This window comes from Streptomyces sp. NPDC107521 (assembly GCF_055598485.1).
Map to the genome: position 1 here is coordinate 138468 of NZ_JBVKAT010000011.1, position 24244 is coordinate 162711.

Consider the following 24244-nt stretch of genomic DNA (forward strand, 5'->3'; position numbering starts at 1 on the left):
CTATCCAAGCGCTTGTTCAGGTCCGCTGTCACGTGGGCGGCGCGGAAGCCCCCACCGCCCGCACCGCCGGGACGCGCAGGGCCCGCCGGGCCGTCACCAGGCTGGTGCCCAGGGTCAGGACCGCCGAGAGCGACACCACGGCCAGCCAGACGCCGGGGAACCGGTCCGGCACCACGCCGTCGGCGCGGACCAGGGTGAACGGCACCACCCCCGCCAGCGCGGCCACCGTCCCCAGCGACACCCCCGTCACGGTGAGCGCGGCGGCCTCGGCGCCGACCGCGGCGAGCACCTGCCCCGGCGTCGCCCCCGCCAGCCGCTGGCCGCCGAACTCGCGGGACCGGTACGACGTCGCCGCGTAGAGCGAGTTCACCAGCATCACGCAGACGAACACCGCGACGACGCCGACCACCGCGAGGTTGAGGGTCCGCAGGCTCCCGGCCTCCGCCGGCCGGACCAGCCCCGAGGCCGCGACGGCGTCGCTCTCCACCGCCTGCATGGTCAGCGTCGCCGTGGACACCGCGGTGAACAGGATCAGCGGCACCAGCACCCCGCCGAGCCCGGCGGACCGCGCCCGCAGGGTGCGCGCCGCCATCCACCCGGCCGCCCCGGTGAACGGCAGCCGGGCGAGCACCGCCGCCGGCAGCCGGGCCGAGAGCAGCGCGAGCCCCGCCGACAGCAGGATCGCCCCGTAGGCGGGCGGGGCCATCAGGGCCTCGGCCGTGGCCGGGAGCAGGAAGGTGGCCGACACCCCCGCACCGCCGCACACCAGCGCGGCGCACGCGAGGGCCCGCCGGGCCCCGGGGCGCTCCCGGCGCCGCCGCGTCACCCGGCGCAGCGCCAGGACCGCCGCGCCCGCCGACGCGGCCACCGTCACGGCCGCGCCGCTGACGAGCGCGGCCGGCCCGAAGACGGGGACGACGGACCGGGACACCTGGCCACCGTCCTGGAACAGCTCCAGCAGCGCCCGCCCGCCGGACACCGCCGGGCCCACCGCCAGCAGCGTCCCCGCCAGCGCCACGGCCACCGCCTCGCCCACCACCATCCGGGTGAGCTGCGCCGGGGTCGCCCCCGAGCAGCGCAGCAGCTCCAGTTCGTCCGCGCGCTGCCGTACGGCGACCGTGAGCGCCGAGGCCACCGCGAGGAACACCAGGAGCGCGCCGTAGCCGCCCACCACCGCGGCCGCGGTGCGCAGCGCCTCGGCGCCGGCCGCGTCGGCGCCGCCCCGCGCCGCGGTGTCCCGCAGCGACTGGAACGCCATGACGACCACCGCGCCGAGGAACGCGGACAGCAGGGTGACGAGGAACCGTCCGGGCCGCTTCCGTACCGACCGCAGAGCCAGTGCGAACACCGCTCACACCCCCGTCGGCACGGCGTCGCCGAGGTGCGTCAGCCGCTCCGCGACCGCCTCCGGGGCCGGCGCGTCCAGCCGCCCGGCGAGCCGCCCGTCGGCCAGGAACACCACCGAGTCCGCCCAGGAGGCGGCGACCGGGTCGTGGGTCACCATCACCACCGTCCGCCCGTGCCCGCGCACCGCCTCCCGCAGCAGCCCGAGCACCTGCCGAGCGCTGCGCGTGTCCAGGGCGCCGGTGGGCTCGTCGGCGAGGACCAGCCGGGGCTCGGTGACCAGCGCCCGGGCGATGGCCACCCGCTGCCGCTGGCCCCCGGAGAGCTGGTCGGGGTAGTGGCCGAGGCGGTCGCCCAGGCCGACGGAGGTCAGGGCGTCGTGGACCCGCCGCCGGTCGGCGCGCCGCCCGGCGAGCCGGAGCGGCAGCACCGTGTTCTGCGCGACCGTCAGCGTGTCCAGCAGGTTGTACTGCTGGAACACGAAGCCGATCCGGCCCCGCCGGAACCGCGTCAGCTCCGCCTCGCCGCCGCCGGTCAGCTCCGCGCCGTCCACGTGCACGGTGCCGGAGTCCGGCCGGTCCAGGCCCGCCGCGCACCGCAGCAGCGTCGACTTGCCCGAGCCCGACGGCCCCATCACCGCGGTGAAGGTGCCCCGGGCCAGGCTCAGGCCCACCCCGTCCAGCGCGGTCACCGCGCCCGCGCCGGTGCCGTGGACCCGGGTCACCCCGGTCAGCCGGAGCGCCTCGGGATGGGGGCCGGGGTCCTGCGGGGACCGGTTCCTGGCGCGCGGCATCGTCATCACCCTCCGTGGCGGCGCCGCCCGGTGCGGCGCCTCGGTTCCGACGCTACGCAGGCCCAGGGCGCCGCACACGGGGCGCGGAACCCGTCCCGGGGGTGGTGCCGGCACCACCCCTCCCGGCCGGAATCCGGGGCTCCGGAGGGCCCGCCGGGGCACCCGCCGGGGGCGGTGCTCCGCACGATCCGCCGTCCCGGCCGTCGGGGGCCGCAGGGCCATGTGCTGAACTGGGACACGCACCGAAGATTCACCCGTACCATCCGTCCCTCCCGGGAGCCCCCTTGAGCGTCAGCTACCGCCAGCCCGGCGTCGTCCTCACCGACCGCCGGTTCACCGTCCCCCTCGACCACGACGACCCCGCCGGGGAGACGATCGAGCTCTTCGCCCGCGAGGTCGTCGCGAGTGACCGGGCGCACCGGGGCGACCTGCCGTGGCTGCTCTACCTCCAGGGCGGCCCAGGCTTCGGGGCGAATCGTTTCGTCGGCCGCCCGGCCTGGCTCGGCCGGGCCCTGGAGGAGTACCGCGTGCTCCTCCTCGACCAGCGCGGCACCGGCGCCTCCACCCCCGCCAACCGGCAGACCCTCCCGCTCCGCGGCGGCCCCGCCGAGCAGGCCGAACACCTCGCCCTCTTCCGCGCCGACTCCATCGTCCGCGACTGCGAGGCCGTCCGTCCCCAGGTGACCGGCGGCGCCCCGTGGACCGTCCTCGGCCAGAGCTTCGGCGGCTTCTGCACCCTCACCTACCTGTCCCTGGCGCCCGAGGGCCTGGAGACCGCCCTGATCACCGGGGGACTGCCCTCCCTGGACGCCCACGCGGACGACGTCTACCGGGCCGCCTACCCGCGCGTCGCCCGCAAGGTCGCCGCGCACTACCACCGCTACCCCCAGGACGTCGAGCGCGCCCGCCGCATCGCGGAACACCTGCTCACCCACGACGTGGTCCTGCCCGGCGGCTACCGGCTCACCGCGGAGGCCTTCCAGTCCCTCGGCCTCATGCTCGGCAGCGGCGACGGCAGCCACCGCCTCCACTTCCTCCTGGAGGACGCCTTCGTGCGCGCCCCCGGGGGCAGTGAGCTGTCCGACTCCTTCCAGGAGCAGGTCCGGGCCCTCCTCTCGTTCGCGGGCAACCCCCTGTACGCCCTCGTCCACGAGGCCATCTACGGCCAGGACTCCCGCCCCACCGCCTGGGCCGCCGAACGGGTCCGCGCCGAGTTCCCCGGCTTCGACGCCGAGCGGACCCTCGCCGGGGACGCACCGCTCCTGTTCACCGGCGAGACCATCCACCCCTGGATGTTCGACTGCGACCCGGCCCTGCGCCCGCTGCGCGAGACCGCCGAACTGCTCGCCGCCCGAACCGGCTGGACCCCCCTGTACGACCCCGCCCGGCTCGCCGCCAACGAGGTGCCCGCCGCCGCGGCCGTCTACCACGACGACATGTACGTCGAGACGTCCCACTCGCTGGCCACCGCCCGCGCCGTGCGGGGGCTGCGCACCTGGGTCACCGACGAGTTCGAGCACGACGGCGTCCGCACCGGCGGCCCCCGCGTCCTGGACCGGCTCCTCGGCCTCGCCCGCGACGAGGTCTGACCCGGCGGCCGGACGGGACCGCCGGACGCGACCGCCGGACGACCACGCCGGGCGCGCCCCGGCGTGGTCCCCCGTCCGGCCCACGGCACCCCCCCGTGGCCGCCCCGGCGGCGAGCTGACCGGGAGCGGTGCCGCGGACACCGGTTACTGTGCGGACATGACCGAGCCGACGCCCCCGCAACTCGATCCCCTGCCCGGCGACTGGCAGCGCGCCCTGGCCGTCGTCGCCCACCCGGACGACCTGGAGTACGGCTGCTCCGCCGCCGTCGCCGCCTGGACCGACGAGGGCCGTGAGGTCTCCTACCTCCTCGTGACCCGCGGCGAGGCGGGCATCGACACCCTCCCGCCCGCCGAGTGCGGCCCCCTGCGCGAGCGCGAGCAGCGGGCCGCCGCCGCCGAGGTCGGCGTGGACCGGGTCGAGTTCCTCGACCACGCGGACGGCGTCGTCGTCTACGGCACGGAGCTGCGCCGCGACATCGCCGCCGCGATCCGCCGGCACCGCCCCGAGCTGGTCCTCACCCTCAACCACCACGACACCTGGGGCGGCGTCGCCTGGAACACCCCGGACCACGTCGCCGTCGGCCGCGCCACGCTCGACGCGGCGGCCGACGCCGGCAACCGCTGGATCTTCCCCGAGCTGGCCGAGCGGGGCCTCGACCCGTGGGACGGGGTCCGCTGGGTCGCCGTCGCGGGCTCCGGCGCCCCCACGCACGCCGTGGACGCGAGCCGGGGCCTGGAGCGCGGCGTGCGCTCCCTGCTGGCGCACCGCACCTACCTCGAGGTGCTGACCGACGAGGACCCGGAGACGTACGTCCGCGGCTTCCTCCTGGGCGCCACCGAGGAGGCCGGACGGCGCTTCGGCGGACGGCCCGCGGTCTCCTTCGAACTCTTCCCCCGGTGACCGCCGTGAGCGACGAGACCCTGCTCGCGGAGCGCTTCGAGGAGCACCGCGGACGGCTCCGGGCGGTCGCCCACCGCATGCTCGGCTCGCCCTCGGAGGCGGAGGACGCCGTCCAGGAGGCGTGGCTGCGGCTGCGCCGCACGGACACCGCCGCCCTTGTCGGCCTCGGCGCCTGGCTCACCACCGTCACCGGCCGGATCTGCCTGGACCTGCTGCGCTCGCGCGCCGCCCGCCGCGAGCAGCCGATCGACGACACCTTCGTGCCCGACCCCGTGCTCCGGCCCCTCGTCCCCGCCGACCCGGAGCAGGAGGCCCTGCGCAACGACTCGGTGGGCGTCGCGCTGCTCGTCGTGCTGGAGAGCCTGACCCCCGACGAACGGCTCGCCTTCGTCCTGCACGACATGTTCGCCGTGCCCTTCGACGACATCGCCCCCGTCGTGGAGCGCACCCCGGCCGCCACCCGGCAACTGGCCTCGCGCGCCCGCCGCCGGGTCCGGGACGCCGGCCCGCCGCCCGACCCGGACCTCGGCCGCCAGCGCCGGGCCCTCGACGCCTTCCAGGCCGCCGCGCGCACCGGTGACTTCGAGGCGCTGGTCGCCGTCCTCCACCCCGACGTGGTGCTGCGGGCCGACGCGGGCGCCCTGGTCAGGGGCGCGGCCGGGTCCAAGACGCTGCGCGGCGCGCGGACCGTGGCCGGATCGGCACTGCTGTTCGCCCGCTACAACGCGGTGGCCCGCCAGATCGTGGTCAACGACTCGCTGGGCCTGCTCAGCCTCGTCGACGGCCGGATCGGATCGGTCCTCACCCTCACCGTCACCGACGACCTCATCACCGGCATATACATCCTCGCCGACCCGGACCGCCTGGCCCGCCTGGCGGTGCCCGCCGACCGCGGCTGAACCGGCTGCCGGGCACGGGCGGCCCCCGTGCCCGGGACCGGCCCGCCGTTCCCTATGCTGAACGCCATGGGAGAACAGGGGGCCGCCCCGGCGGAACTGCGCGGCGACTGCGCCCGGTGCTTCGGACTGTGCTGCGTGGCGCTGCCGTTCGCCGCCTCGGCCGACTTCGCGGTGGACAAGGCGGCCGGGACACCCTGCCGCAACCTGCGCGCGGACAGCCGCTGCGGCATCCACACCGTGCTGCGCCGCGAGGGCTTCAGCGGCTGCACCGTCTACGACTGCTTCGGCGCCGGGCAGCGGGTCTCGCGCGAGACCTTCGGCGGACAGGACTGGCGCACCGGCCCGCCCGGACACGCCCGCGGCATGTTCGACGTCTTCCCCGTCGTCCGCCAACTGCACGAACTGCTCTGGTACCTGACCGAGGCACTGGCCGTGCCCGCCGCCCGGTCCCTCCACGCCGAACTGCGCGGCCTGCGGGACGACACCGAGCGGCTCGCCGCCGGGACCCCCGCGGAACTGACCGCCCTGGACGTGCCCGCGCACCGGCAGCGGGTCAACGTGCTGCTCCTGCGCACCAGCGAGCTGGCCCGGCCGGACGCGCGGGGCAGGAAGAAGAACCGCCGCCACGCCGATCTGCTGGGCGCCCGTCTCAGAGGTGCCGATCTGCGGGGCGCCGACCTGCGCGGCGCCTGCCTGATCGCCGCCGACCTCACCGGCGCCGATCTGCGGGGCGCCGATCTGATCGGCGCGGACCTGCGCGACACCGATCTGACCGACGCCGATCTGACCGGCGCGCTCTTCCTGACCCAGCCGCAGGTCACCGCCGCCCGGGGCGGCGCGGGGACCCGGCTGCCCGGGGCGGTCGAGCGCCCCGCCCACTGGACCGGGCGCCCCTGACCCGGGTCCGGCTCCCTGCGCCCGGTTCCCCGGGACCTTGGACCACCGCCCCGGGCCCCGGGCCCCCGTCCCGGCCTCCCGCTCCTGCTCGGGCCTCCCGCTCCCGCCCCGGCCCCGCGTGGTGTCCCGGCCGGGTGCCGGACCGGCCCCGACGGGCCCGTGACGGGCGGTGTCCGGTCCGTTCGCCGGCCGGTTCCCGGTCGGTCCCCGTGCCCGCCCCGCCGGGCCCTCCTCGTGGTGACCCGCCGTCATGCGCCGTCCGACGCGCACGCGCAGTGCCGCCGTGCGCCCCTCCACGCGTCGAAAGACCCCTCCGGGATCACCGGTTCCGGTTGGCGCGCACCGCGATCTCCGCTAAGTTAGGCAAGCCTTACCTAAAGAACTTGACGACGGAGGTTGGGGATGGGCGAGAACGACACCTGGACGGCCGCGCCCGCCGCGGCGGAGCAGGCCCGCTCCGTGCTCGCCGCCGCGTGGTCCTGTGCGGTGACCGCCGAGTGCGGCCGCGAGGAGTTCGTCGGCGCGCACACCGTGGCCGACGACGGCCGGGTGCTGCTGCGGGTGCCGGAGGACAGCCCCCTCGTGGCCGCCGCGATCTGCGCCCCGCGCGGGGAGCCGTCCGCCGTGCTGGAGTTCGCCGACGTGGCCCCCGTCCCGGTGCGGCGCCGGGTCCGGGCCCGGCTCTGGCTGGTCGGGTGGCTGGCGGCCGAGGACGGGCACCTCGCCTTCCGGACGACCCGGGTGGTGCTGCGCCGGGCCTCCGGCGCCGTGGTGGTCGACGCCGACGAGTTCGCCGCCGCCGAGCCCGACCCCCTCGCCCTGGCCGAGGCCGGGCTGCTGACCCATCTCGCCGACTGCCACGGCGAGGCGGTGGAGCGGCTCAGCCGGCTGGTCGACGCCCGCAGCCTGCACGGGGCGGTGCGGGTCCGTCCGCTCGCCGTCGACCGGCACGGGCTGACACTGCGCATCGAACGCGCCCGCGCCCACGGCGACGTACGGCTCCCCTTCCACGCCCCCGCCGACAGCGCCGCCCAGCTCACCGAGCGGATGCACGTACTGCTCACCCAGGCGGACGCCGCCTCCTGCCACCGCGCCCGGCAGCACCACCGCCCCGAGCGCGGGCACCGCTGACCCCGCCGGGAGCCGCCCCGCCCCGGCCGCGCCCGCCCGGGCCTACCAGTCGCCGTCCTCCACCGGGGAGCCGGGGGCCTTGAGCCGGTGCACCTGGTGCGGCGCGGGCGGCTGCCAGGGCTGGTGGTCGTCGCCGAGCCAGTCCCCGACCGGCCGGACGTCCGTGAGCGGCCCGGCCGGGGAGAGGTCCCGGGCGTCCTCGTCGTCGTAGGCGTACCAGGGCAGTCCGGCCCGGGTGTACGCCGCGCGGTCCACGGGGGAGGGCGGCGGCACCTCGCCGGTGATCCGCCGCCACTGCGGGGGCGTCACCAGATGGACGAAGACCCGGCCCACCGGGGTGTCCGCCCAGTGCTCGGCGGGGCGCTCGTCCCGGTACACCTCCTGGCGCATGCTGCCCCCGACGCCCAGCCCCATCGCGGGCACGGCCGGGCCGCCACCGGACGGCGGCGGCGAACCCGGCGCGGCGGGGGCCGGCATCGGCGCGGTGCCCGGGGGCGGGGGCCCGGCGGCGAGGGCGCCGCGGCCGCGCGGCGCCATGGCCAGGCGGCGCTGCGCGGCGCGCCAGCGCTCCCGCGCCTCCTCGCCGAGCGCGAAGGACTGCACCTGCACGCCGCCCCACACCTCCTCGCCGGTCACCTGGCCCTCGACGGTCGCCCCCAGGCCCAGCGGCACCGCCACGAACTGGCGGACCGTGCCCCTCCCGGAGTTGATGCCGTCCAGCCAGGGCTGCCGGGGGAGGACGACGTAGTTCTGCGGATCGCGGCGGAGCCGGTCGCTCCAGGGGCGGCCCGAGACCGCGCACACCTTGCCCACCCCGACCTGGAGCGCGGCCGGTTCCGTCGTGCCGGCGAAACTCAGCCACATCGCCTCGCGCAGATACATCGGCACCATCACCCCGCCGCGCGCTCGCCACTCCGGCGGCACGGTGTCGGCGTGATCCGCGACCCGGCGGACCGGGAACTCGCCCAGTCCCGGCGGCAGCGCGTGCGTGCCGGTCTCGGGCAGCCGCAGTGTGCGGATGAACCGCACCGACACCCCTCCCGGCAGGCGCAGCCCGTTCCCCTCGATCCGTACCGTGCTGTCGCTCATCCCTCTGGCCCCCTGTGGTTCCGTTCCCACCGTCCGTACCGGACGCGCCGTGCCCACCGTGCCGCACCGGACGCGCCGTCCGGCACCCGTGCGTCCGGACCGGGCGCACGGGGACGTGTCCGCGGCGGGACGGCCCGCCGGTCGTGCCACCCTTGCCGCGGCACGCTTCCTCACCGAGAACGCGAACGCCGGGTGCCGCGGTTCCCCCTCCGCAGCAGACGGTCGCGCAGACGGGTCAGCCGGGGCCGCCGTTCGCGCTGCTCGCGGGTGTGCCGGTCCAGCTCCTCCAGCAGACGGCGCGAGCGGTGCTCGGTGTCCATCTCGTCGATGATCCGGTCCACCTCGGCCAGCACCGCGCCCTGCAACTGCCACTGGCGCGGCTCGCGCCGGATCTCCGCCAGCAGCATCCGCTCCAGCCGGTTCCGGGTGGCCGTGGCCTGCCGCAGCTCGGCGGCGAGCCGGTCCTCCGCGGACTCGGCGTTGGCGCTGGCGCTGCTGGTCACCAGCACCGAGAAGCTGACCACGGCGTCCGCGACCTCCGAGAGCAGCCGCTCGATGACGGCGCCCGTCTCCCGGGGGAACAGCGGCTCCGGCTCGCGCTCGCGGGCCAGGTCGGTCAGGCTCCGGGCCAGGACGCGCAGCACGACGGTGCAGATCTCCAGGGTGTCCAGCCCGGTGCGCAGCACGACCCGGTTCAGCAGCCCCTCGCGGACCCGGGGGTTGAGACGGAGGCTGTCCTCGGCCTGCCGCAGGTCCTCGTCGACCTGCGCGATGTCGTGGTCCAGCCGCCGCGCCTCGTGCAGCCGTGCGGCGGCCTCGTGGTGCGCGGTGCGGCCGGCCGCCTGCTCGCCCATCCGCAGCAGCAGCTGCCGTACTCTCCGGGCGAGTTCCCCGATGGAACCGGCGGCCTGGTCCACCCAGACCGGAGGGGCGAGGACGAGGTTGAAGGTCAGCCCGACGGCCGCTCCGATCAGCGTCTCCACCACCCGCGCCCAGGCCAGCGTCCCGTGCGCGGTCACGCCGAGCACCAGCATCGCGCTGATCGCCACCTCGGCGACGAACTCGTCCGCCCGCACCAGATGGCCCACGCCCAGCGAGGCCACGATCACCAGGGCGAGGCTCCACCAGCTCAGCCCCACCACCACGCTGAACGCGATCGCCACCAGGACCCCGGCGACGACGGCGTTGACCCGGCGGATGCCGGTCTTGAGCGTGGCGTACAGGGTGACCTGCACGACCAGGAGCGCGGTGAGGGGAGCGGTCAGCGGCGCCGCCTCGGGGCTGATCCGCAGCGCGATCACATAGGCGATGGACGCGGCGGCGGCCGAGCGCAGCGCCTGGACGACCGTGGGGTCCCGGTGCCAGGCGACCAGGCGTGCGGCGGACGCGGCGGCCCGGCGTACATCCAGCATCCTCGGGCAGTTCCCTTCCCCCGGCGCGTCGAACACATCCGGACAGGAAGGTATCCGGCCGGGGGCGGCGGGGACCGCTCACGCGCCGCACGGCGCCGGACGTGTCGTGACCCGGCACCCGGGACGGCCGGTGCCGGAAGGACGGAGCGCCCGGCGGGAGGACCGCCCCCGTACGGGGGCGCGGGGTGCCGGGAGCGGCGGGGCGGGCGCCTCGGCCGTCAGGCGGTGACCTTGGCGAGGAAGGCGGAGAGGTTCTCCGTCGCGCGGGCGACCTGCTCGTCCAGGGTGAGGCTCTCCTCGTAGCGGGCACCGCTCTGCGAGGTCTTCTTGCCCCGCAGATACAAGGAGCAGGCCAGGTCGGTGCACATGTAGAGGCCGACCGAGTTGCCCTCGCGCCCGGCCGGGCCCGCCCTGCGGGCCGTCATCAGCGAGACGCCGCCCCGGGGATGGCCGGTCAGGCACAGGGAGCACAGGCTGCGCTGGAAGAATCCGCGCTGCCCCTGCTGGAAGCGCATCGTCACACCGGTCAGGGTGTCCCCGAGCTCGGTGACCAGATAGCTGCGGTCCGGTGCCCCCGGATCGCGCCAGCCCAGGAAGTCCAGGTCGTCCCACGGCAGTCCGTCCAGGTCGCGGGGGATCGCGACGCGCTTGGCCTCGCCCTTCGAGCAGTTGACGAAGGAGGCGCGGATCTCCTGCTCGGTGAGTGTTCTCATGGGGGACTCCGGTGGTGCGGCCGGCGCCGGAGGGAGCCGTCGCCGGAACTCAGGCTGCCTGGGTTCCTGCGTAGCGTAGGGACCCGGCCGGTGGCGGGGCCAACGGTTTTTCCGGCGCGGGCCGGTGCGGGCCGGTGCGGGCCGCGGCGGGGGCTCCGGCGGTGCGTCCCGGGGGCCGTTCCGGCGTCCCGGCCCCGGCCTCCCCGGCCCGGCAATCCCCGCGCGAGCGCCCCGTAGGTGGCTCATTCCATGGATTAAGGACAAAGGGAAGTCGCACATGACGGCCCGTCGGATGTATGTTTCAGCCCGGGACCCTACGGAGGAGCTACATGGCGGGGCGGAACGGGCGCACGGTACGCGACCTCAGAAGGGCCAACCGTACGGCCGTACTGCAACGGCTCTACTTCGACGGGCCGCTCAGCCGCTTCGAACTGGGCCCGGCGACCGGGCTCAGCTCCGGCTCCGTGAGCAACGTCGTCGCCGACCTGATCGCGGACGACCTGGTCGAGGAGGCCGGCAGCGTCGACTCCGACGGCGGCAGACCCCGCACCCTGCTGAGGGTGGCACCGGGCAGCGGCCACATGATCGGCGTGGACATCGGCGAGACCCGGGTGCGCGTCGAGCTCTTCGACCTCACCCTGACCGAACTCGCCCGGGCCGAACGCCCGGTGCCCCAGCACCGCCACGACGTGGCCGCCACCATCGGCCATGTCGACGACGGCATCCGCGAGGTGCTGCGCACCGCCGGACTCCCGCCCGAGCGGCTGCTCGGCGTGGGGATCGGCGTGCCCGGCATCGTCGAGCGGACCCCGGACCGCGGTGCCGTCGTCCACGGGCAGACCATCGGCTGGGACGCGGTCCCGCTGGAGTCCCTGCTGCGCGCCCGCTCGGCGCTGCCCGACTCCGTCCCGTACCTGATGGACAACGGCGTCCGGACCGTCGGGCAGGCCGAGATGTGGTTCGGCGCCGGGCGCGGCGCCCGCAACGCGGCCGTCGTCCTGCTCGGCTCCGGCCTCGGCGCCTCCCTCGTCACCCCCGAGGTCGAGGAGGGCCGGGCGGTCGAGTGGGGGCACCTGACGGTGCGGGTCAGGGGCCGCCGCTGCCGCTGCGGCGCGCTCGGCTGCCTGGAGGCGTACGCGGGCGCCGCCTCGCTGCTGGCCCGCTGGCGGGAGGCGGGCGGCCCGGTGCCCGAGGGCGCCGACGAGGAGACCGCCCTGGACGCCCTGCTCGCCGCGGCCCACCCGGACGACGACCGCCCGGCCGACCCCGTCGCGCTCGCCGTCCTGGAGGAGACCGCCGAGTACCTGGGCGCCGGCCTGTCCGACCTGGTCAACCTCTTCCAGCCGGAGCGCATCCTGATCGGCGGCTGGGCCGGGCTGCGGCTCGGCGCCCGTCTCCTGCCCGCCGTGCGCCGCCACGCCGTCTCCTACGCGCTGCGCCACCCCGCCGGGAACGTCACGGTGGACCTGGGGCGGCTCGGCCCCGACGCCGTCACCGTCGGCGCGGCGATCCTGCCGCTGGCCGAGTTCTTCGCCCGGGGCGGCAGGCGCCCCGAGCCCGCGCCGGAGAGCCCGCTCCCGGCCTGGCGCACCGCCCTGGAGGAGCGCACCCCCCGCTGAGGCGCGGCGGACACCGCGCGGCCGGGTTTCGCGGGACGGCGCGCGGGCTACCCGGTTCCGTCGGACACCCGGCAGGAGCGCGGAAGGAGAGCGCCGTGAACGATCACCGTGCCGGAGGCACCGGACGGCGGGGCGCGCCCGGAAGGCGCGGTGCCCCCGTCCCCCGGGACATGCCCGACCAGCAGGCCGACGGCCCCGAGGACCCGTGGGACGTCCCCCCGGTCCGCACGTCCCGTGGCGGGGGACCCGGCGGGGGGCCGCGGAGGGACGGCGGCGGGAGCGGGGGCGCCGGCCGCGGGGGCTCCGGCGCGGAGCGCGGCCGGGGCCGCGCGGAGGACGGGACGGGTCCGGCGGACGACGTTCCCGACACCGACGAGGCGGGCACCGGCCGCCGGGGCGCGCCCCGGTCCGGTGCCGCGGGCCCCGGGCACCCGGTCCCCGACGAGTCCCCCGGCTGAGCGCTCGGCGGGCCCGCGCGGGCGTCGTGGTGCGTTGACGCCCGCTCCGGTGGGCTGCGGGCCGCACCGTGGTGCCCCGGCACGCGCATACCTCCGGCCGGACGGCACATGTATCCCCGAACCGGAGCTCCGAAGGCTCCGTCGGGTGCCCGACGGAGTGTTCCAGCGGTGCCCGGCTCGCACCCGGCGGGGCCGGCGGGGTGCCGCCGGGCGGGTGCGGGCCCCCGCGTGACCGCGACGGCTCCTCGCGGGCGAGGACGGCGCCACGAGCCGACTCGGAGCAGGTCCCGTCGGGCGTTCCCTCTTCCCTCCGCCCGTCCGGCGGTGAAGCGCCGGGCACCCCGTGCCGGCGGGGCGGGACGTACGCGGGGCGGGGCAGGGGAAAGCCCCCGGCGGGGCGGGGGCTTTCAGGGGAGCCCCGGCCGGACGGGGGGATCACGGCCGGGGCGGTCTTCGGGTGGACGCGAAGGGCGGTCGCCTCTCGGCGGGGGGCTCCACGGGGCTTCAGCCGAACGATCGTCCCCGTGGGCGGAAGATGTGGCCCGAGGTCACAGTTCCCTCCGCGCCCACGTCCTGTTCAACGGTGCGGCACCGGCCGGTGTTCCACCCTCTGCCATGTTTTGCGGTGATGCGCGTCACTGGCCCGGTTTCACCCCGTCCGGCCGGTGGACCGGGGGCCCTCCGCCGGCACGGTGCGCCGGCACGCGGCGGTCCGGCCCGTCACGCATCAGGCCCCGTCGGAACTACGGCCCTGGCTCCGGTCACGGGTCGGTCCCGGCGCCCGCGACGGAGGCGGGCGCCGACGGCGGCGCCGACGGCCGGAGTGTGCGGCCCTGCGTGGCGGTTCGCTCGGCTCCGGCTCCGGCTCCGGCGTTCGGCTCCGGCGTTCCAGCGGTCGGCCGCCCCGGGCCGGGGATCCGCGTCGGCCCACCTCTGCCCGGCGGGACGGGCAGGCCGGTCGGCGTACGGCCGAGGCGTGCGCCGTACGGCCCTGCGGGTGCCCGGCGGTGACGGCGGCCGGCCGCCTGTGCCGGTCGCGGCCGAGGAGGGCAGCCGCCTGACCGGGCGCCGCATGACGGCCCCACGGCCCCACGGCCCGCCGGACGGCGCACTCCGGCGCACCCCGGCGTGCCCCGACCGGCGCCGGACCGTGCGGCGCGAGGGTGCCGGGCGGGGGAGCGGCCCCGGTCAGCCGCCGGTCACCCGTGCCGGAAGCCGCCCCTCGCGCGTCCAGGCGAGCAACTCCGGTGCCGTCCAGGTGGTCACCACCCGCCCGGCGGGGACGCCGCACTCCTCGGCCCGGGCGCACCCCAGTGGCTGCCAGTCGAGCTGGCCCGGCGCGTGGGCGTCGGTGTCGACGGAGAAGAGCACCCCCGCCGCCACCGCCCGGCGCAGCAGCCGCCGGGGCGGGTCCAGCCGCTCGGGCCTGCTGTTGATCTCCACGGCGGTGCCCGACTCCGCGCAGGCCGCGAACACGGCGTCCGCGTCGAACCGCGACTCCGGCCGCTCCCGCCCGGACAGCAGCCGCCCGGTGCAGTGCCCGAGGACGTCCGCGTGCGGATCGCGTACGGCCGCCACCATGCGGCGGGTCATCGCCGCCGCGTCCATCCGCAGCTTGGAGTGGACGGAGACGACGACCACGTCGAGCCGTTCCAGCAGCCCGGGCTCCTGGTCGAGCGAACCGTCGTCGAGGATGTCGCACTCGATGCCGGTCAGCAGCCGGAACGGCGCCCAGGTCTCGTTCAGCCGCGCCACCACGTCCAACTGCTCGCGGAGCCGCTCGGGCGACAGCCCGCGGGCCACCGTCAGCCGGGGCGAGTGGTCGGTCAGCGCCGCCCACTCGTGCCCCAGCGCCGCCGCGGCGCGTCCCATCTCCTCGATCGGGCTCCCCCCGTCGGACCAGTCGGAGTGCAGGTGGCAGTCGCCGCGCAGCAGCGCCCGCAGCTCTTCGCCGCCCTCCGCGAGCGGGTCGGCGGTCTCCTCGCGCAGCCGCTCCAGATAGCCGGGGACCCGCCCCTCCAGGGCCTCGTGCGCCACCCGCGCCGTCTTGGGGCCGACGCCCCGCAGCGCCTCCAGGTGTCCGCCGTCCGCCCGGCGCCGCAGCTCGCCCTCGGGCAGGGCCGCCAGCACCCGGGCGGCGGTGCGGAACGCCTTGACGCGGTAGGTCGGCGCCCGCGACCGCTCCAGCAGGAAGGCGATCCGCTCCAGCGCCTCGACGGGGTCCATCGGCGCCTCCTCCTCGCGGTCGGGCCCCTCCAGGGTTCCCCAGGGCCCGGGTGGCCGCACGACGGACCCGGACGCGGACGGCCCGGAAGGACGATCCGGCCCCCGGGTACCCTCCGCGAGCCCCACGCCGTCCGGCACCGGCACCCGGAGGGCATTCGCCGGGCCGGGGGCGGGGGTCGCGGCCTACCCTCGATGCATGACCGAAATCGCGAGCCCGCACATCAACAGTCCGCGGATTCTCGTGCTCGGGGTGCAGCCGGGCACACCGCCGTTCCGGATCGTGGAGATCGACGGAGAGGTGGTCGGCGAGGCCAGGACCGTGATCGACGTCCTGGAGGCCGCGGCGGCGTTCGGGATCAGGGTCCACGACCTCGACGACCCGGCCGTGGTCCGCTGGGTCGGCGGGGACAAGTTCACCTGGACACCGCGCTAGGGCCTCTCGTTCGGATCATGCCGGGCTCGCGGGCCCTGGCGCCGCACCTCGCCGCGTTGTCGTCGGTCGCCGGGGCTCCGCCCCGACTCCCTCCCCCGCCTCGCGACGCACGGCGCCGGACCCCGCTCCCCGATCCGGCCCGACCCAAACGAAAGACCCTGGTCCCGCGCTTCCGGAGCGTGCCCGGGGGCGCGGGGGACCGGCGCGCGGGTCCGCGACGCCGCCGCTGCCCGCTGACGCTCCGCGTCGGAGCCTCCTCGGCCGCCCGCACGTCCTCGTCCACCGGCTCCCGCCCGGACGGCCCGGAACGCACCGCACCGCCGTCGAGCCCGGCCGGATCGGAGTGGGGGCCGGGCCGGTGCCCCGCGCGTCCGCCGGAGCCGTGCCACCCGCGCGCGCCGGGGCGCTCCGGGCCGGTGCCCGGCGCGTCCGCCGTGCCCGCCGTGCACCGGCCGGAGTCCCGTACCGCGCGGGCGGAGTCCCGTACCGCGGTGACGGGCCCGGGGCGCGGAGGCGTGGGACACGTGCCGGTTCCCGTCCGGCCGGGTGCCGGGCGTGCGCCCCGGGCGCGGGAGTGACGGATGGGCGCCGTCCGCCGCCCGCCCGTGGTCCGGTGCCCCGCCCTCACCGGCGGACCCGCCGCGCGTGCACCGCCCGGCTCATCCGCCGTCCGAGGAGCAGATAGCCGAGCAGCGCCCCGGCGCTGTTGAGGATCACGTCGTCGATGTCGAAGGCGCGCCCGGTGATCAGCACCCCCTGGGCGCACTCCACCAGCAGCATCACCCCGGTGGTCAGCAGCAGCACCCGCAGCGTGCCCCGGGTCCGGGGCGCCACGACGGGCGTCAGCACCCCGAACGGCACCCCCAGCAGCAGATTGCCGCCGATCTGCTTGACGGCGTCCCGCAGCGCGGGCTGGTCCAGATAGGCCCGCAGGGAGGCGCCCGGACGCAGATTGGTGTGCGTCAGGGCCTCCGAGGCGGGGGAGGGCCGCAGCGTCAACTGCGCCAGCACCACGGCGAACGCCACCATGAAGGCGAGCGCGCACACCACGGCCAGCAGGCGCAGCGGCAGCGGCAGCGGACGCCGTCCGGCGTGCGGTGCCGGGTCGGCCGGGCGGGCGCGGCGGGCGCGCAGGGGGTGGGGCAGCGAGAGGGGGCGTAAGGCGGCACGAGCCATGGGATCGGTCCTCCGGTCGTCGGCTTCCCCGCGTGAGGAGGCGCTTACCCCGCGAACCGTCCGGGATGCCGCACGCCCGTGCCCACCCCGCCCCGGACCGCCCCGTACCCCGCCCGCAGGCCCGGCGACGTACCCCGCCCCCGTACCCCGCCCGCACCCCGCCCGCGCGGACGTGCCCTTGCGACCGGTACGGGGCGCGGAGGAGTCGCGGTCGCGAACGGGGCCGTTCGCCCGGTGGCGGCCGGAGCGCGTGACACGGCCGGCCGGTGCCGCTCAGCGCGCCGGGCGGCCGTCCTCCGCACCGAGCGCGTCGAGGGCGTCCCGGCGGGTGGGCAGCGGTGGCAGCAGCCGCGTCAGTCCGGTGATCCGCAGCATGCGCAGCGTCAGCGGGTGCGCGCACACCAGCGCCACCCGGCCGCCCCGGTCCAGCACCCGGCGGCGGGCCCGGTAGAGCAGCCGCAGCCCGGAGCAGTCGAAGAATTCGACGCCGCCGAGATCGATCACGACGAGCGCGCCGGGGCGCCCCGTCTCCCGGTCCAGGTACGGACCTATTTCGGTCGCGGTCGAAATGTCGATCTCGCCACGCAGCGCCAGCACGATGTGTCCGCCGTCACGGCAGACCGTCAAATGCCGGGTGAGCGACACGGAATCCTGCCGCACTGCGCCATCGCCTCCAGCCGGTGACCCGTCGCGGACGGCGGGTCGCGGGCATCCCGAGGAGGCCCCAACACCCGCTGCGCTTCAGCAAGTTACCCCCGAAGTACAGAATCCGAGCATGGTCGGGCGGCATGTGTCACCGAACTCTCACAGCCGGTCCCGAGGGGGGTCGGCGGGGGCGACCCAGAGTGACGGGATACTTACTTGTCCCGGACCCCGCATTTGATCTTTTCGACTGTGCAACCGATAAGCTCCGGGAAGGCGCCGCGAGTTGGTACGGCCTTGCCGGGCCGATCCGCGGCGCGTACTCATGAGTGCGAATCCGTTCACACCCCCGTCCGATCGTTCGCTTCGAAGGATGCACATGGAACTCGCCACTCCGCCATCGGCGGCGCGGCCCCCTGTCGCCTGGTACAGCTGGTGGCTCATGCCACTGGGTATGGGAGGCGGGACGGTCGCCGCCACGTTCATGAGCGCGGAACGGATAACCACCGCCGTCGCGGGTGCCGCGGTCACGGTGACCGGGGCGCTCTGCGTGCGCCTGCTGCTCCGCACCCGCGCCCAGCTCAGCCGGGTCGAGGACGGGCACCGCTCCGGCCAGGCCGAGCACGCCCAGCAGTGGCAGCAGCACGTCTCCGGTCTGGAACGCACGTTCGCCGCCGAGCGCGCCGCGCTGGAGGCCCAGCTCGCCGAGCGGACCGAGACCCTGGAGGGCCGGCTCGCCGAGCGCGCGCAGACCCACGAGAACCAGCTCGCCCAGCACACCCGCACCTGCGAGGAGCGGCTGACCGAGCAGTCCGCGGCCTACGAGGCCCGGCTCGCCGAGCAGGCCGAGGCGTGGCAGGAGCAGCTGAACCGGCAGCTCGCCGCCGTGTCCCGGCTCGCCGACGAGCAACTGCCCGAGGCCATGCGGCAGCTGCGCGAGGGCGACGCGATCGACGACATCCTGCCCCTGCTGGAGCACAGCGCCGGGGTCGGCGCCGAACTCCAGGCCGGACTGCGCAGGGTCCTCAGGACGGCGCTCATCGGCATCGAGGCCGAACTCGACCGCTCCACCTCCGCGGAACAGGCCGTCATCGGCGTCGGCAACCGCATCCACGTCCTCACCAGCAAGCTGCGCGGCCGACTGCACGAGATGCAGGGCGAGCACGGCCGGCTGCCCGCCGTCGCCCAGGGACTGATGGAACTCGACCAGGCCATCGGCCCCGCCGACTGCCTCGCCGCCAGCATCGGCGTGCTCGGCGGCTCGGACCGGCCCGGCCGACAGTGGCAGGAGCCGCAGCGGCTGCTCAGCGTGGCCCGCGGCGGCATCGGCCGCATCAAGGACTTCCACCGCGTCCAGCTCCGCCACCTGCCCGAACTCGGCGTCGACGGCGGTCTGGTGGACCACCTCACGCTGATCTTCGCCCACCTCCTGGACAACGCGGCCCGCTACTCGCCGCCGACCGAGCCGGTGATCGTCTCCGGCAAGGAGGTGCCCAACGGCGTCGGCATCGAGATCCAGGACTCCGGCAAGGGCCTGAGCGAGGAGAAGAAGCGCGAGGCCGAGCACGCCCTCGCGGGCACCTCGCCCGGCGCGGGCCTCGGCGGCATCTCCGAGGACGCCAACATCGGTCTGCGGGTGGTCGGCATCCTGGCCCGCCGCTACGGCATCCGCGTCACCTTCGCCGACTCGCCCTGGCTCGGCACCTCCGTGGTGGTCGTCGTGCCGCACAAGTACTTCAGTCCGCTGGCGTCCTCGGCCACCGCCCCGGCCGCCACCGAGAGCCCGGCGGTCGCCGCCGCCCTGGCCGCGACGGAGATCCCGTCGGTGCCGCTCGCGCGACACGCCGCCGTCCCCGTCCAGGAGGCACCGGCCGTGCCGGCCCAGGCCGCCCCGGAACCCGTCCCGGCCATCGCCGGGGAGGCCGGGGAGACCACTCGGGGCGGACTGCCCCGCCGCCGCAGCAGGCGCGCGGATCAGGACACCGGCAGCGGGACCGGCCGCCCGGCCGGGGAGAGCCGCAGGCCGGCCGTCCCCGCCGTGCCGCCGGACGCCTCCTTCGCCGGTCTCGCCGCCTTCGCCACCGCGGGGCGCGAGCCCGGCGGGGCGGCCGGCCCCTCCACGACGCCCGGGGCCGGCGACGACCGCGACCCGACCACCGGTGGCCCCTCCACCGAGCACCGCACTGAAGAAGGCGACTAGTCCCCATGACGACGCACCAGGGAACCGACGTGAGCTGGGCGCTCCGCGACCTTGTGGAGAGCATCCAGGAGATCCGCTTCGCGCTCGTGGCCTCCAGCGACGGCAAGGCCATCACCGCCTACGGCGCCGAGGACCCCGACGACGTGGACCGCTTCGCCGCCGTGGTGGCGGGACTGCAGGCGCTGGCCCAGCCGGTCGCGGAGCAGTTCCCCCAGCACGCGGGGCAACTGCGGCTGGCGATGATCGAGGTCGACGGCGGTCACCTCTTCGTCGTCCGCGCGGGCGTCGAGACCTATCTGGGCGTGCTCGCCCGGGAGGGCCTCGACCAGGGCCTGCTCGGCCACCAGATGCGCGACCTGGCCCGGCGCATGGGCGAACTGCTCGGCACCACGCCGCGCCTCGACGAGACCTCTGGATGAACAACCCCCGCCGACCGTCCGACCCGTCCGGTCTCGAGCGCTACTACGTCCTCACCGGAGGACGCAGCGGACCGGGCGGCGCGGCCTCCACCCTCGACGTGGCGACCCTGGTGGTCGCCCGCGTCGTCCCTTTACCGGGCATGCAGCACGAGCACGAGGAAATCCTCCGGCGCTGCCGCGAACCGCTGTCGGTGGCCGAGCTCGGCGCGCACCTCCACCTGCCGTTCAACATTCTCGCGGTGCTGCTGTCCGACCTGCTCCAGGCGGGCCGTGTGGAAGCCCGTGACCCCATCCCGGCCCACGACGCCGGACGCGGGCCCGACCTCGCGCTCCTTGAGGAGGTACTCAGTGGACTTCAAAGGCTTTGACCGCCCCGGGCAGCCGGCGTCCGGGGCGACCCGGTCGGTGAAAGTGATGATCGCCGGCGGGTTCGGCACGGGGAAGACGACCATGGTCCGCTCGGTCAGCGACATCCGGCCGCTGACCACGGAGGAGACCCTCACCCAGGCCAGCGCCGGCGACGACCGGCTGATCGGCGTCGCCGACAAGACGCAGACCACCGTCAGCCTCGACTTCGGCAAGATCAGCCTCAACGACTCGCTGATGCTCTACCTGTTCGGCACCCCGGGCCAGGAGCGCTTCTGGTTCCTGTGGAACGGCCTGTTCAAGGGTGCCCTCGGCGCCATCGTCCTGGTGGACACCCGGCGGCTGGCCTCCAGCTTCCGGGCCATCGAGGAGATGGAGCGGCAGAAGGTCCCCTTCGTGATAGCGCTCAACGTCTTCCCCGACTCCCAGGAGTACCCGGTGGACGAGATCCGCGATGCCCTGGACATCTCCCCCCACACCCCCGTCGTCTCCTTCGACGCCCGTGACCGGGCCGCCAGCCGCGATGTGCTGGTCACCCTGATCAAGCATCTGAAGGACCGCTCGGCCGTCGCCCTGGAGACCCGATGAACGAGCAGAACGCGCAGCCCGCGCCCGGCGGCTGCCCCGTCGCGCACGGTGAGGCGGCCTTCCGGCTCTACGGCCCCGACGTGGCGACCGACCCGTACGAGGTCTACGCCCGGCTGCGCAAGGAGCACGGCGCCGTCGCGCCGATCCGGCTGGAGGGCGACGTACCCGCCTGGCTGGTGCTCGGCTACCGGGAGAACCGGCGGGTGCTGGACAACCCCCGCCAGTTCAGCCGGGACGCCCGGATCTGGCGGGACTGGCGGGAGGGCCGCATCGCGGACACCTCGCCGCTGGTCCCGATGCTGGCCTGGCGCCCCGACTGCGTCTCGCAGGACGGCGAACCCCACCGCAGGCTGCGCGGCGCCGTCACCGACGGGCTGCTCGCCGCGACCGGACGCGGGGTGCGGCGCCACGCCACCCACTTCGCCAACCGGCAGATCGACGCCTTCGCCGCCACCGGCCGCGCCGATCTCGTCGCCCAGTACACCGAGTACCTGCCGATGCTCGTCCTCACCCGCATCCTGGGCCTGCCCGCGGCCGAGGGCCGCCGCCTGGTCGAGTCCAGCGCGCAGGTCCTGCGCGGCGGCGAGGACGCCGTCGAGCACAACGACCGGATCGTGCGCATCCTCGGCGACCTGGCCGAGCGCAAGCGCGCCGAGCCGGGGCCCGACTTCACCACCGCCCTGATCCAGCACCCCGCCGGACTCGACGCCGACGAGGTCGTCAGCCATCTGCGCCTGGTGCTGATCGCCGCCCACACCACCACCAGCAACGTGCTGGCCCGGGTGCTGCAACTGGTCCTCACCGACACCGACCGGCTCTCCGGCCTGATCAGCGGGGAACTGAACGTCACGGGCGTGGTGGCGGAGGTCATGTGGGACTCGCCGCCGCTGGCCGTCATGCCCGGCCGGTTCGCCACCGGTGACCTGGAACTGGGCGGCCGGCGCATCCAGGAGGGCGACCTGCTCGTCCTCGGCCTGGCCCCCGGCAACCACGATCCCGAGGTCCGCCCCGACGCCTCCGCGGCCCTCCAGGGCAACTCCTCGCACCTGGCCTTCAGCGCGGGGCCCCACGAGTGCCCCGGGCAGAACATCGGCCAGGCCATCATCGAGACCGGCGTCGACGTCCTGCTGCACCGGCTGCCCGGCCTGCGGCTGGCCGTCCCCCCGGCCGACCTCACCTCCACCGCCTCCACCTGGGAGTCGCGGCTGGACCGCCTCCCGGTCGAGTTCCCGGTCTAGGATCCTTCCCTCCGCGCGGGGGAGTCCGCGGGGGCCGTGGCGCGTGCCGTCGCCGCCACCCGGCGGCGCTCCGCGTCGGCCCCTTCCCGGCCCGCGCGTCCCCGTCCCGCTCCGGCGGGCCGGGACGCGCGGTCGCCGGACGCGGGGTCTTCCGGCCCGGCCGGCCGAGCCCGGTCACCCGAGGCCCGGTGTCGGAGGCGCGGTATCCGAGGCCCGGTGTCGGAGGCGTGGGGCCCGGCGCCCGCGGGGCGGTCGCGGGCGCGGCGCCCGGACGGCGGTCGGACCGTCCGGGCACAGCCGCGCAGGACCCCGGGGCCGCTCTCCGGTCCGGGTGCGGCGGCGCCCCCCGGGCGCCGCCGCACGGCGCCGGTGTCAGACCGTCAGCAGGTCGTCCACCGAACCCCGCCCGGCCAGCTCCGCCGTCGCGACCGGACCCTCCTTGGCCGCCGCGTAGCGGCCGGTGGTCAGCGCCCACTCGTAATTGCCGTTGATCCAGCCCCGGATGGCCTCCACCCCCATCCACACCCGCTCCCGCTGCCCCGCGTCGAGACCCAGCTCGTCGCACATCGCCGGCACCCGGGCCTCCAGCTCCATGTACTCGTCGAGGCACGCCGCCGTCATGCGGTACGCCTGGTCCGCGGCCTCCTGCCAGGAGCAGCCCCGCTCCCGGTGCAGCACGGCGATCAGGTTGTGGCCGTCGCCCCGGCGCCGCTCGCGCTCGAAGGAGTGGATGTCGTTCATGAAGCCGATGGTGTCCGCGGCCAGGTCCCGCATCCGCTCCATCAGCGGGTGCGCCATCGCGGCGGGCGGCACCTCGAAGCGGCGGCTGCGCTCACCCGCGTCGATGCTGTGGTGGATGCCCACCGTGCGCCGGCGGAACCCGGTGTAGGCGGCGAGCCCCAGCGTCCCCTCCAGGCCCCGCGCCGCGAGATCCACCTCCTCGCAGTGCGCCACCAGGAACCGGCCCCAGGAGGCCGCGAACCGGGTCTGCCAGGTCAGCGACATGCCCTCCGCGAGCCCCGCCCAGACCTCCACCCAGGCCAGCGTGATCGGGCAGACCACCCGGGGCGGCGTCCCCGCCGGGCGCAGCGGTGTGGCGATCAGCTCCCGGGCCACCTCGGCTATCCGCTCCGCGCGGTCCGGGCGCCCGGCGTCGAACTGGTCGTCGAAGAGGAAGGCGAGGGAGAACCAGTTCATGAGAACGACCATGTCGTCCGCCGACGCGTGCGGATAGGTGCGCGCGGCGGCCTCGGAGAGGTCCCAGGAGCGGTACTCCTCGAACCCGGCCTCGCTGCGCACCAGTCCCCGCTCCCACACCCACCGCAGATGGCGCTCCCGCGCGTACTCCAGATGCGGGCTGACCGGCGTGTCGAACGGTATGTCGAACAGGACGTCCTGAGGCATGTGCTTCCTTCCGGGAGACGAACGCAGAGTCCCCCCGCCCTGCGAGCGGACGGCCGCCCGGCCGTCCGCACACTCGAACCGCGCCCCGGTCCATGGTCAGGGGACCGGGAGGCGGTAGCAGACTGCCCAGGCCGGAAACGATCTACACGAGTCACTTTCGTGATCTCCGTTACTGACGGCACCTCAGGAGCCGCGTACACTCCCTCGCTTTGCGTCGACCCGCCGTGACCGAGTGAAACCGGCGAGCCGGGATATCCGCAGGGGGAGAGGACCGGGACGCCGACGCCCGGACCCGGACCTTCGGAGGAGACATGGCACTGGTGGACGCGGGCGTCGTGGTGCTCGACTGCGCGGACCCCGAGGCGCTCGCCGCGTTCTACACGGAGCTGCTGGGCGCCCGGGAGACCGGAGTGAGCCCCAACCGTGTCGAGATCAGGGGGGCGGACGGCTTCCGGATGGCCTTCCGGCGGGACGTCAACGCCACCCCGCCGAGCTGGCCCCGCCCCGAGAACTCCCTCCAGACGCACCTGGAGTTCGTGGTCACGGACCTGGACGAGGCGGAGCGCGGCATCGTCGGCCTGGGCGGGCGGCCCGTGGAGGCCAAGGACGGACCGGGCCCGCACGAGGAGCGCGGCTTCAGCGACCCGGCGGGCCACCCCTTCACCCTGCGCCGCCCGGTCGTCCCGACGGCCCCCAAGCAGGGCTGA

Annotated in this window: 22 protein-coding genes; 13 read left to right on the forward strand and 9 right to left on the reverse strand. The window is 76.0% G+C overall.

Going from position 1 to position 24244, the window contains the following annotated elements; translation table 11 throughout:
• Nucleotides 1-28: 28 nt before the first annotated feature.
• A complete protein-coding gene (locus ACZ7LB_RS18455; protein ID WP_471469389.1) occupies nt 29-1348 on the reverse strand; it encodes an FtsX-like permease family protein in 1320 nt (439 codons plus the stop codon).
• A gap of 3 nt (nt 1349-1351) precedes the next feature.
• Nucleotides 1352-2143 (reverse strand): ABC transporter ATP-binding protein, encoded by a 792-nt coding sequence (locus ACZ7LB_RS18460; protein WP_471469391.1) that lies wholly within the window; start codon nt 2141-2143, stop codon nt 1352-1354.
• Nucleotides 2144-2421: 278 nt separating this feature from the next.
• On the opposite strand from ACZ7LB_RS18460, the gene ACZ7LB_RS18465 reads away from it, so the two are divergent.
• The 5 genes from ACZ7LB_RS18465 (at nt 2422) to ACZ7LB_RS18485 (ending at nt 7554) form a co-directional block, all read left to right on the forward strand.
• On the forward strand, nt 2422-3726 hold the full coding sequence (locus tag ACZ7LB_RS18465) for an alpha/beta fold hydrolase (protein ID WP_471469393.1): 1305 nt from the start codon (nt 2422-2424) through the stop codon (nt 3724-3726).
• A 157-nt stretch (nt 3727-3883) separates the two neighbouring features.
• A complete protein-coding gene (locus ACZ7LB_RS18470; protein WP_471469394.1) occupies nt 3884-4627 on the forward strand; it encodes a PIG-L deacetylase family protein in 744 nt (247 codons plus the stop codon).
• A gap of 5 nt (nt 4628-4632) precedes the next feature.
• A complete protein-coding gene (locus ACZ7LB_RS18475; protein WP_471469543.1) occupies nt 4633-5526 on the forward strand; it encodes a sigma-70 family RNA polymerase sigma factor in 894 nt (297 codons plus the stop codon).
• 54 nt (nt 5527-5580) lie between these two features.
• Nucleotides 5581-6423 carry a pentapeptide repeat-containing protein gene (locus ACZ7LB_RS18480; RefSeq protein ID WP_471469395.1) on the forward strand — a complete coding sequence of 281 codons (843 nt, stop codon included), beginning with the start codon at nt 5581-5583 and terminating at the stop codon, nt 6421-6423.
• A 402-nt stretch (nt 6424-6825) separates the two neighbouring features.
• A complete protein-coding gene (locus tag ACZ7LB_RS18485; RefSeq protein WP_471469397.1) occupies nt 6826-7554 on the forward strand; it encodes a DUF2470 domain-containing protein in 729 nt (242 codons plus the stop codon).
• Nucleotides 7555-7596: 42 nt separating this feature from the next.
• Here ACZ7LB_RS18485 and ACZ7LB_RS18490 read toward each other — a convergent pair whose 3' ends face one another.
• The 3 genes from ACZ7LB_RS18490 to ACZ7LB_RS18500 all read right to left on the reverse strand — a co-directional run bounded on the left by ACZ7LB_RS18490 (nt 7597) and on the right by ACZ7LB_RS18500 (nt 10768).
• Nucleotides 7597-8643, reverse strand: coding sequence for a hypothetical protein (locus ACZ7LB_RS18490; protein WP_471469399.1), 1047 nt, complete (start codon nt 8641-8643; stop codon nt 7597-7599).
• A 170-nt stretch (nt 8644-8813) separates the two neighbouring features.
• Nucleotides 8814-10055: an FUSC family protein gene (locus ACZ7LB_RS18495; RefSeq protein WP_471469400.1), complete on the reverse strand. Its 1242-nt coding sequence runs from the start codon at nt 10053-10055 to the stop codon at nt 8814-8816.
• Between the two features lie 218 nt (nt 10056-10273).
• Nucleotides 10274-10768 carry an FBP domain-containing protein gene (locus tag ACZ7LB_RS18500; RefSeq protein WP_471469402.1) on the reverse strand — a complete coding sequence of 165 codons (495 nt, stop codon included), beginning with the start codon at nt 10766-10768 and terminating at the stop codon, nt 10274-10276.
• Nucleotides 10769-11097: 329 nt separating this feature from the next.
• Here ACZ7LB_RS18500 and ACZ7LB_RS18505 point away from each other — a divergent pair, with 329 nt between their 5' ends.
• The gene (locus tag ACZ7LB_RS18505; RefSeq protein WP_471469404.1) at nt 11098-12387 is read left to right on the forward strand and encodes an ROK family protein; all 1290 of its coding nucleotides are present in this window, start codon (nt 11098-11100) and stop codon (nt 12385-12387) included.
• A gap of 1646 nt (nt 12388-14033) precedes the next feature.
• On the opposite strand, the gene ACZ7LB_RS18510 is transcribed toward ACZ7LB_RS18505, so the two are convergent.
• Nucleotides 14034-15071 (reverse strand): PHP domain-containing protein, encoded by a 1038-nt coding sequence (locus ACZ7LB_RS18510; RefSeq protein ID WP_471469406.1) that lies wholly within the window; start codon nt 15069-15071, stop codon nt 14034-14036.
• Nucleotides 15072-15267: 196 nt separating this feature from the next.
• Here ACZ7LB_RS18510 and ACZ7LB_RS18515 point away from each other — a divergent pair, with 196 nt between their 5' ends.
• Entirely contained in the window at nt 15268-15504 is a 237-nt protein-coding gene (locus ACZ7LB_RS18515) for a hypothetical protein (protein WP_161224218.1), read from the forward strand.
• Between the two features lie 624 nt (nt 15505-16128).
• On the opposite strand, the gene ACZ7LB_RS18520 is transcribed toward ACZ7LB_RS18515, so the two are convergent.
• Together ACZ7LB_RS18520 and ACZ7LB_RS18525 are read right to left on the reverse strand one after the other, a co-directional pair.
• Entirely contained in the window at nt 16129-16680 is a 552-nt protein-coding gene (locus ACZ7LB_RS18520) for a VanZ family protein (protein ID WP_471469408.1), read from the reverse strand.
• A 273-nt stretch (nt 16681-16953) separates the two neighbouring features.
• Nucleotides 16954-17340: an anti-sigma factor antagonist gene (locus ACZ7LB_RS18525; RefSeq protein ID WP_471469410.1), complete on the reverse strand. Its 387-nt coding sequence runs from the start codon at nt 17338-17340 to the stop codon at nt 16954-16956.
• Between the two features lie 361 nt (nt 17341-17701).
• Here ACZ7LB_RS18525 and ACZ7LB_RS18530 point away from each other — a divergent pair, with 361 nt between their 5' ends.
• The 5 genes from ACZ7LB_RS18530 to ACZ7LB_RS18550 are packed head-to-tail and all read left to right on the forward strand — an operon-like array spanning nt 17702 to nt 22133.
• Nucleotides 17702-19522, forward strand: a complete 1821-nt coding sequence (locus tag ACZ7LB_RS18530) for an ATP-binding protein (protein WP_471469412.1) — start codon at nt 17702-17704, stop codon at nt 19520-19522.
• A 5-nt stretch (nt 19523-19527) separates the two neighbouring features.
• Nucleotides 19528-19941 carry a roadblock/LC7 domain-containing protein gene (locus tag ACZ7LB_RS18535; protein ID WP_471469414.1) on the forward strand — a complete coding sequence of 138 codons (414 nt, stop codon included), beginning with the start codon at nt 19528-19530 and terminating at the stop codon, nt 19939-19941.
• Nucleotides 19938-20309, forward strand: coding sequence for a DUF742 domain-containing protein (locus ACZ7LB_RS18540; protein WP_471469415.1), 372 nt, complete (start codon nt 19938-19940; stop codon nt 20307-20309). The genes ACZ7LB_RS18535 and ACZ7LB_RS18540 overlap by 4 nt, the downstream gene beginning before the upstream one ends.
• The gene (locus ACZ7LB_RS18545) at nt 20290-20895 is read left to right on the forward strand and encodes a GTP-binding protein (RefSeq protein WP_471469417.1); all 606 of its coding nucleotides are present in this window, start codon (nt 20290-20292) and stop codon (nt 20893-20895) included. Before ACZ7LB_RS18540 ends, ACZ7LB_RS18545 begins: the two co-directional genes overlap by 20 nt.
• Nucleotides 20892-22133 carry a cytochrome P450 gene (locus ACZ7LB_RS18550; protein ID WP_161224225.1) on the forward strand — a complete coding sequence of 414 codons (1242 nt, stop codon included), beginning with the start codon at nt 20892-20894 and terminating at the stop codon, nt 22131-22133. The genes ACZ7LB_RS18545 and ACZ7LB_RS18550 overlap by 4 nt, the downstream gene beginning before the upstream one ends.
• Before the next feature lie 372 nt (nt 22134-22505).
• Here ACZ7LB_RS18550 and ACZ7LB_RS18555 read toward each other — a convergent pair whose 3' ends face one another.
• Entirely contained in the window at nt 22506-23537 is a 1032-nt protein-coding gene (locus tag ACZ7LB_RS18555; RefSeq protein ID WP_471469420.1) for a 7-epi-alpha-eudesmol synthase, read from the reverse strand.
• Nucleotides 23538-23848: 311 nt separating this feature from the next.
• Here ACZ7LB_RS18555 and ACZ7LB_RS18560 point away from each other — a divergent pair, with 311 nt between their 5' ends.
• Nucleotides 23849-24244: a VOC family protein gene (locus tag ACZ7LB_RS18560; RefSeq protein WP_471469422.1), complete on the forward strand. Its 396-nt coding sequence runs from the start codon at nt 23849-23851 to the stop codon at nt 24242-24244.

Excerpts from the sequence above, each read along its gene's own strand:
- ACZ7LB_RS18460 (WP_471469391.1), bottom strand. The coding sequence starts at position 2,143 with ATGACGATGCCGCGCGCCAGGAACCGGTCCCCGCAGGACCCCGGCCCC.
- ACZ7LB_RS18470 (WP_471469394.1), top strand. The coding sequence starts at position 3,884 with ATGACCGAGCCGACGCCCCCGCAACTCGATCCCCTGCCCGGCGACTGG.
- ACZ7LB_RS18480 (WP_471469395.1), top strand. The coding sequence starts at position 5,581 with ATGCTGAACGCCATGGGAGAACAGGGGGCCGCCCCGGCGGAACTGCGC.
- ACZ7LB_RS18485 (WP_471469397.1), top strand. The coding sequence starts at position 6,826 with ATGGGCGAGAACGACACCTGGACGGCCGCGCCCGCCGCGGCGGAGCAG.
- ACZ7LB_RS18490 (WP_471469399.1), bottom strand. The coding sequence starts at position 8,643 with ATGAGCGACAGCACGGTACGGATCGAGGGGAACGGGCTGCGCCTGCCG.
- ACZ7LB_RS18495 (WP_471469400.1), bottom strand. The coding sequence starts at position 10,055 with ATGCTGGATGTACGCCGGGCCGCCGCGTCCGCCGCACGCCTGGTCGCC.
- ACZ7LB_RS18500 (WP_471469402.1), bottom strand. The coding sequence starts at position 10,768 with ATGAGAACACTCACCGAGCAGGAGATCCGCGCCTCCTTCGTCAACTGC.
- ACZ7LB_RS18505 (WP_471469404.1), top strand. The coding sequence starts at position 11,098 with ATGGCGGGGCGGAACGGGCGCACGGTACGCGACCTCAGAAGGGCCAAC.
- ACZ7LB_RS18510 (WP_471469406.1), bottom strand. The coding sequence starts at position 15,071 with ATGGACCCCGTCGAGGCGCTGGAGCGGATCGCCTTCCTGCTGGAGCGG.
- ACZ7LB_RS18515 (WP_161224218.1), top strand. The coding sequence starts at position 15,268 with ATGACCGAAATCGCGAGCCCGCACATCAACAGTCCGCGGATTCTCGTG.
- ACZ7LB_RS18520 (WP_471469408.1), bottom strand. The coding sequence starts at position 16,680 with ATGGCTCGTGCCGCCTTACGCCCCCTCTCGCTGCCCCACCCCCTGCGC.
- ACZ7LB_RS18530 (WP_471469412.1), top strand. The coding sequence starts at position 17,702 with ATGGAACTCGCCACTCCGCCATCGGCGGCGCGGCCCCCTGTCGCCTGG.
- ACZ7LB_RS18535 (WP_471469414.1), top strand. The coding sequence starts at position 19,528 with ATGACGACGCACCAGGGAACCGACGTGAGCTGGGCGCTCCGCGACCTT.
- ACZ7LB_RS18540 (WP_471469415.1), top strand. The coding sequence starts at position 19,938 with ATGAACAACCCCCGCCGACCGTCCGACCCGTCCGGTCTCGAGCGCTAC.
- ACZ7LB_RS18550 (WP_161224225.1), top strand. The coding sequence starts at position 20,892 with ATGAACGAGCAGAACGCGCAGCCCGCGCCCGGCGGCTGCCCCGTCGCG.
- ACZ7LB_RS18555 (WP_471469420.1), bottom strand. The coding sequence starts at position 23,537 with ATGCCTCAGGACGTCCTGTTCGACATACCGTTCGACACGCCGGTCAGC.
- ACZ7LB_RS18560 (WP_471469422.1), top strand. The coding sequence starts at position 23,849 with ATGGCACTGGTGGACGCGGGCGTCGTGGTGCTCGACTGCGCGGACCCC.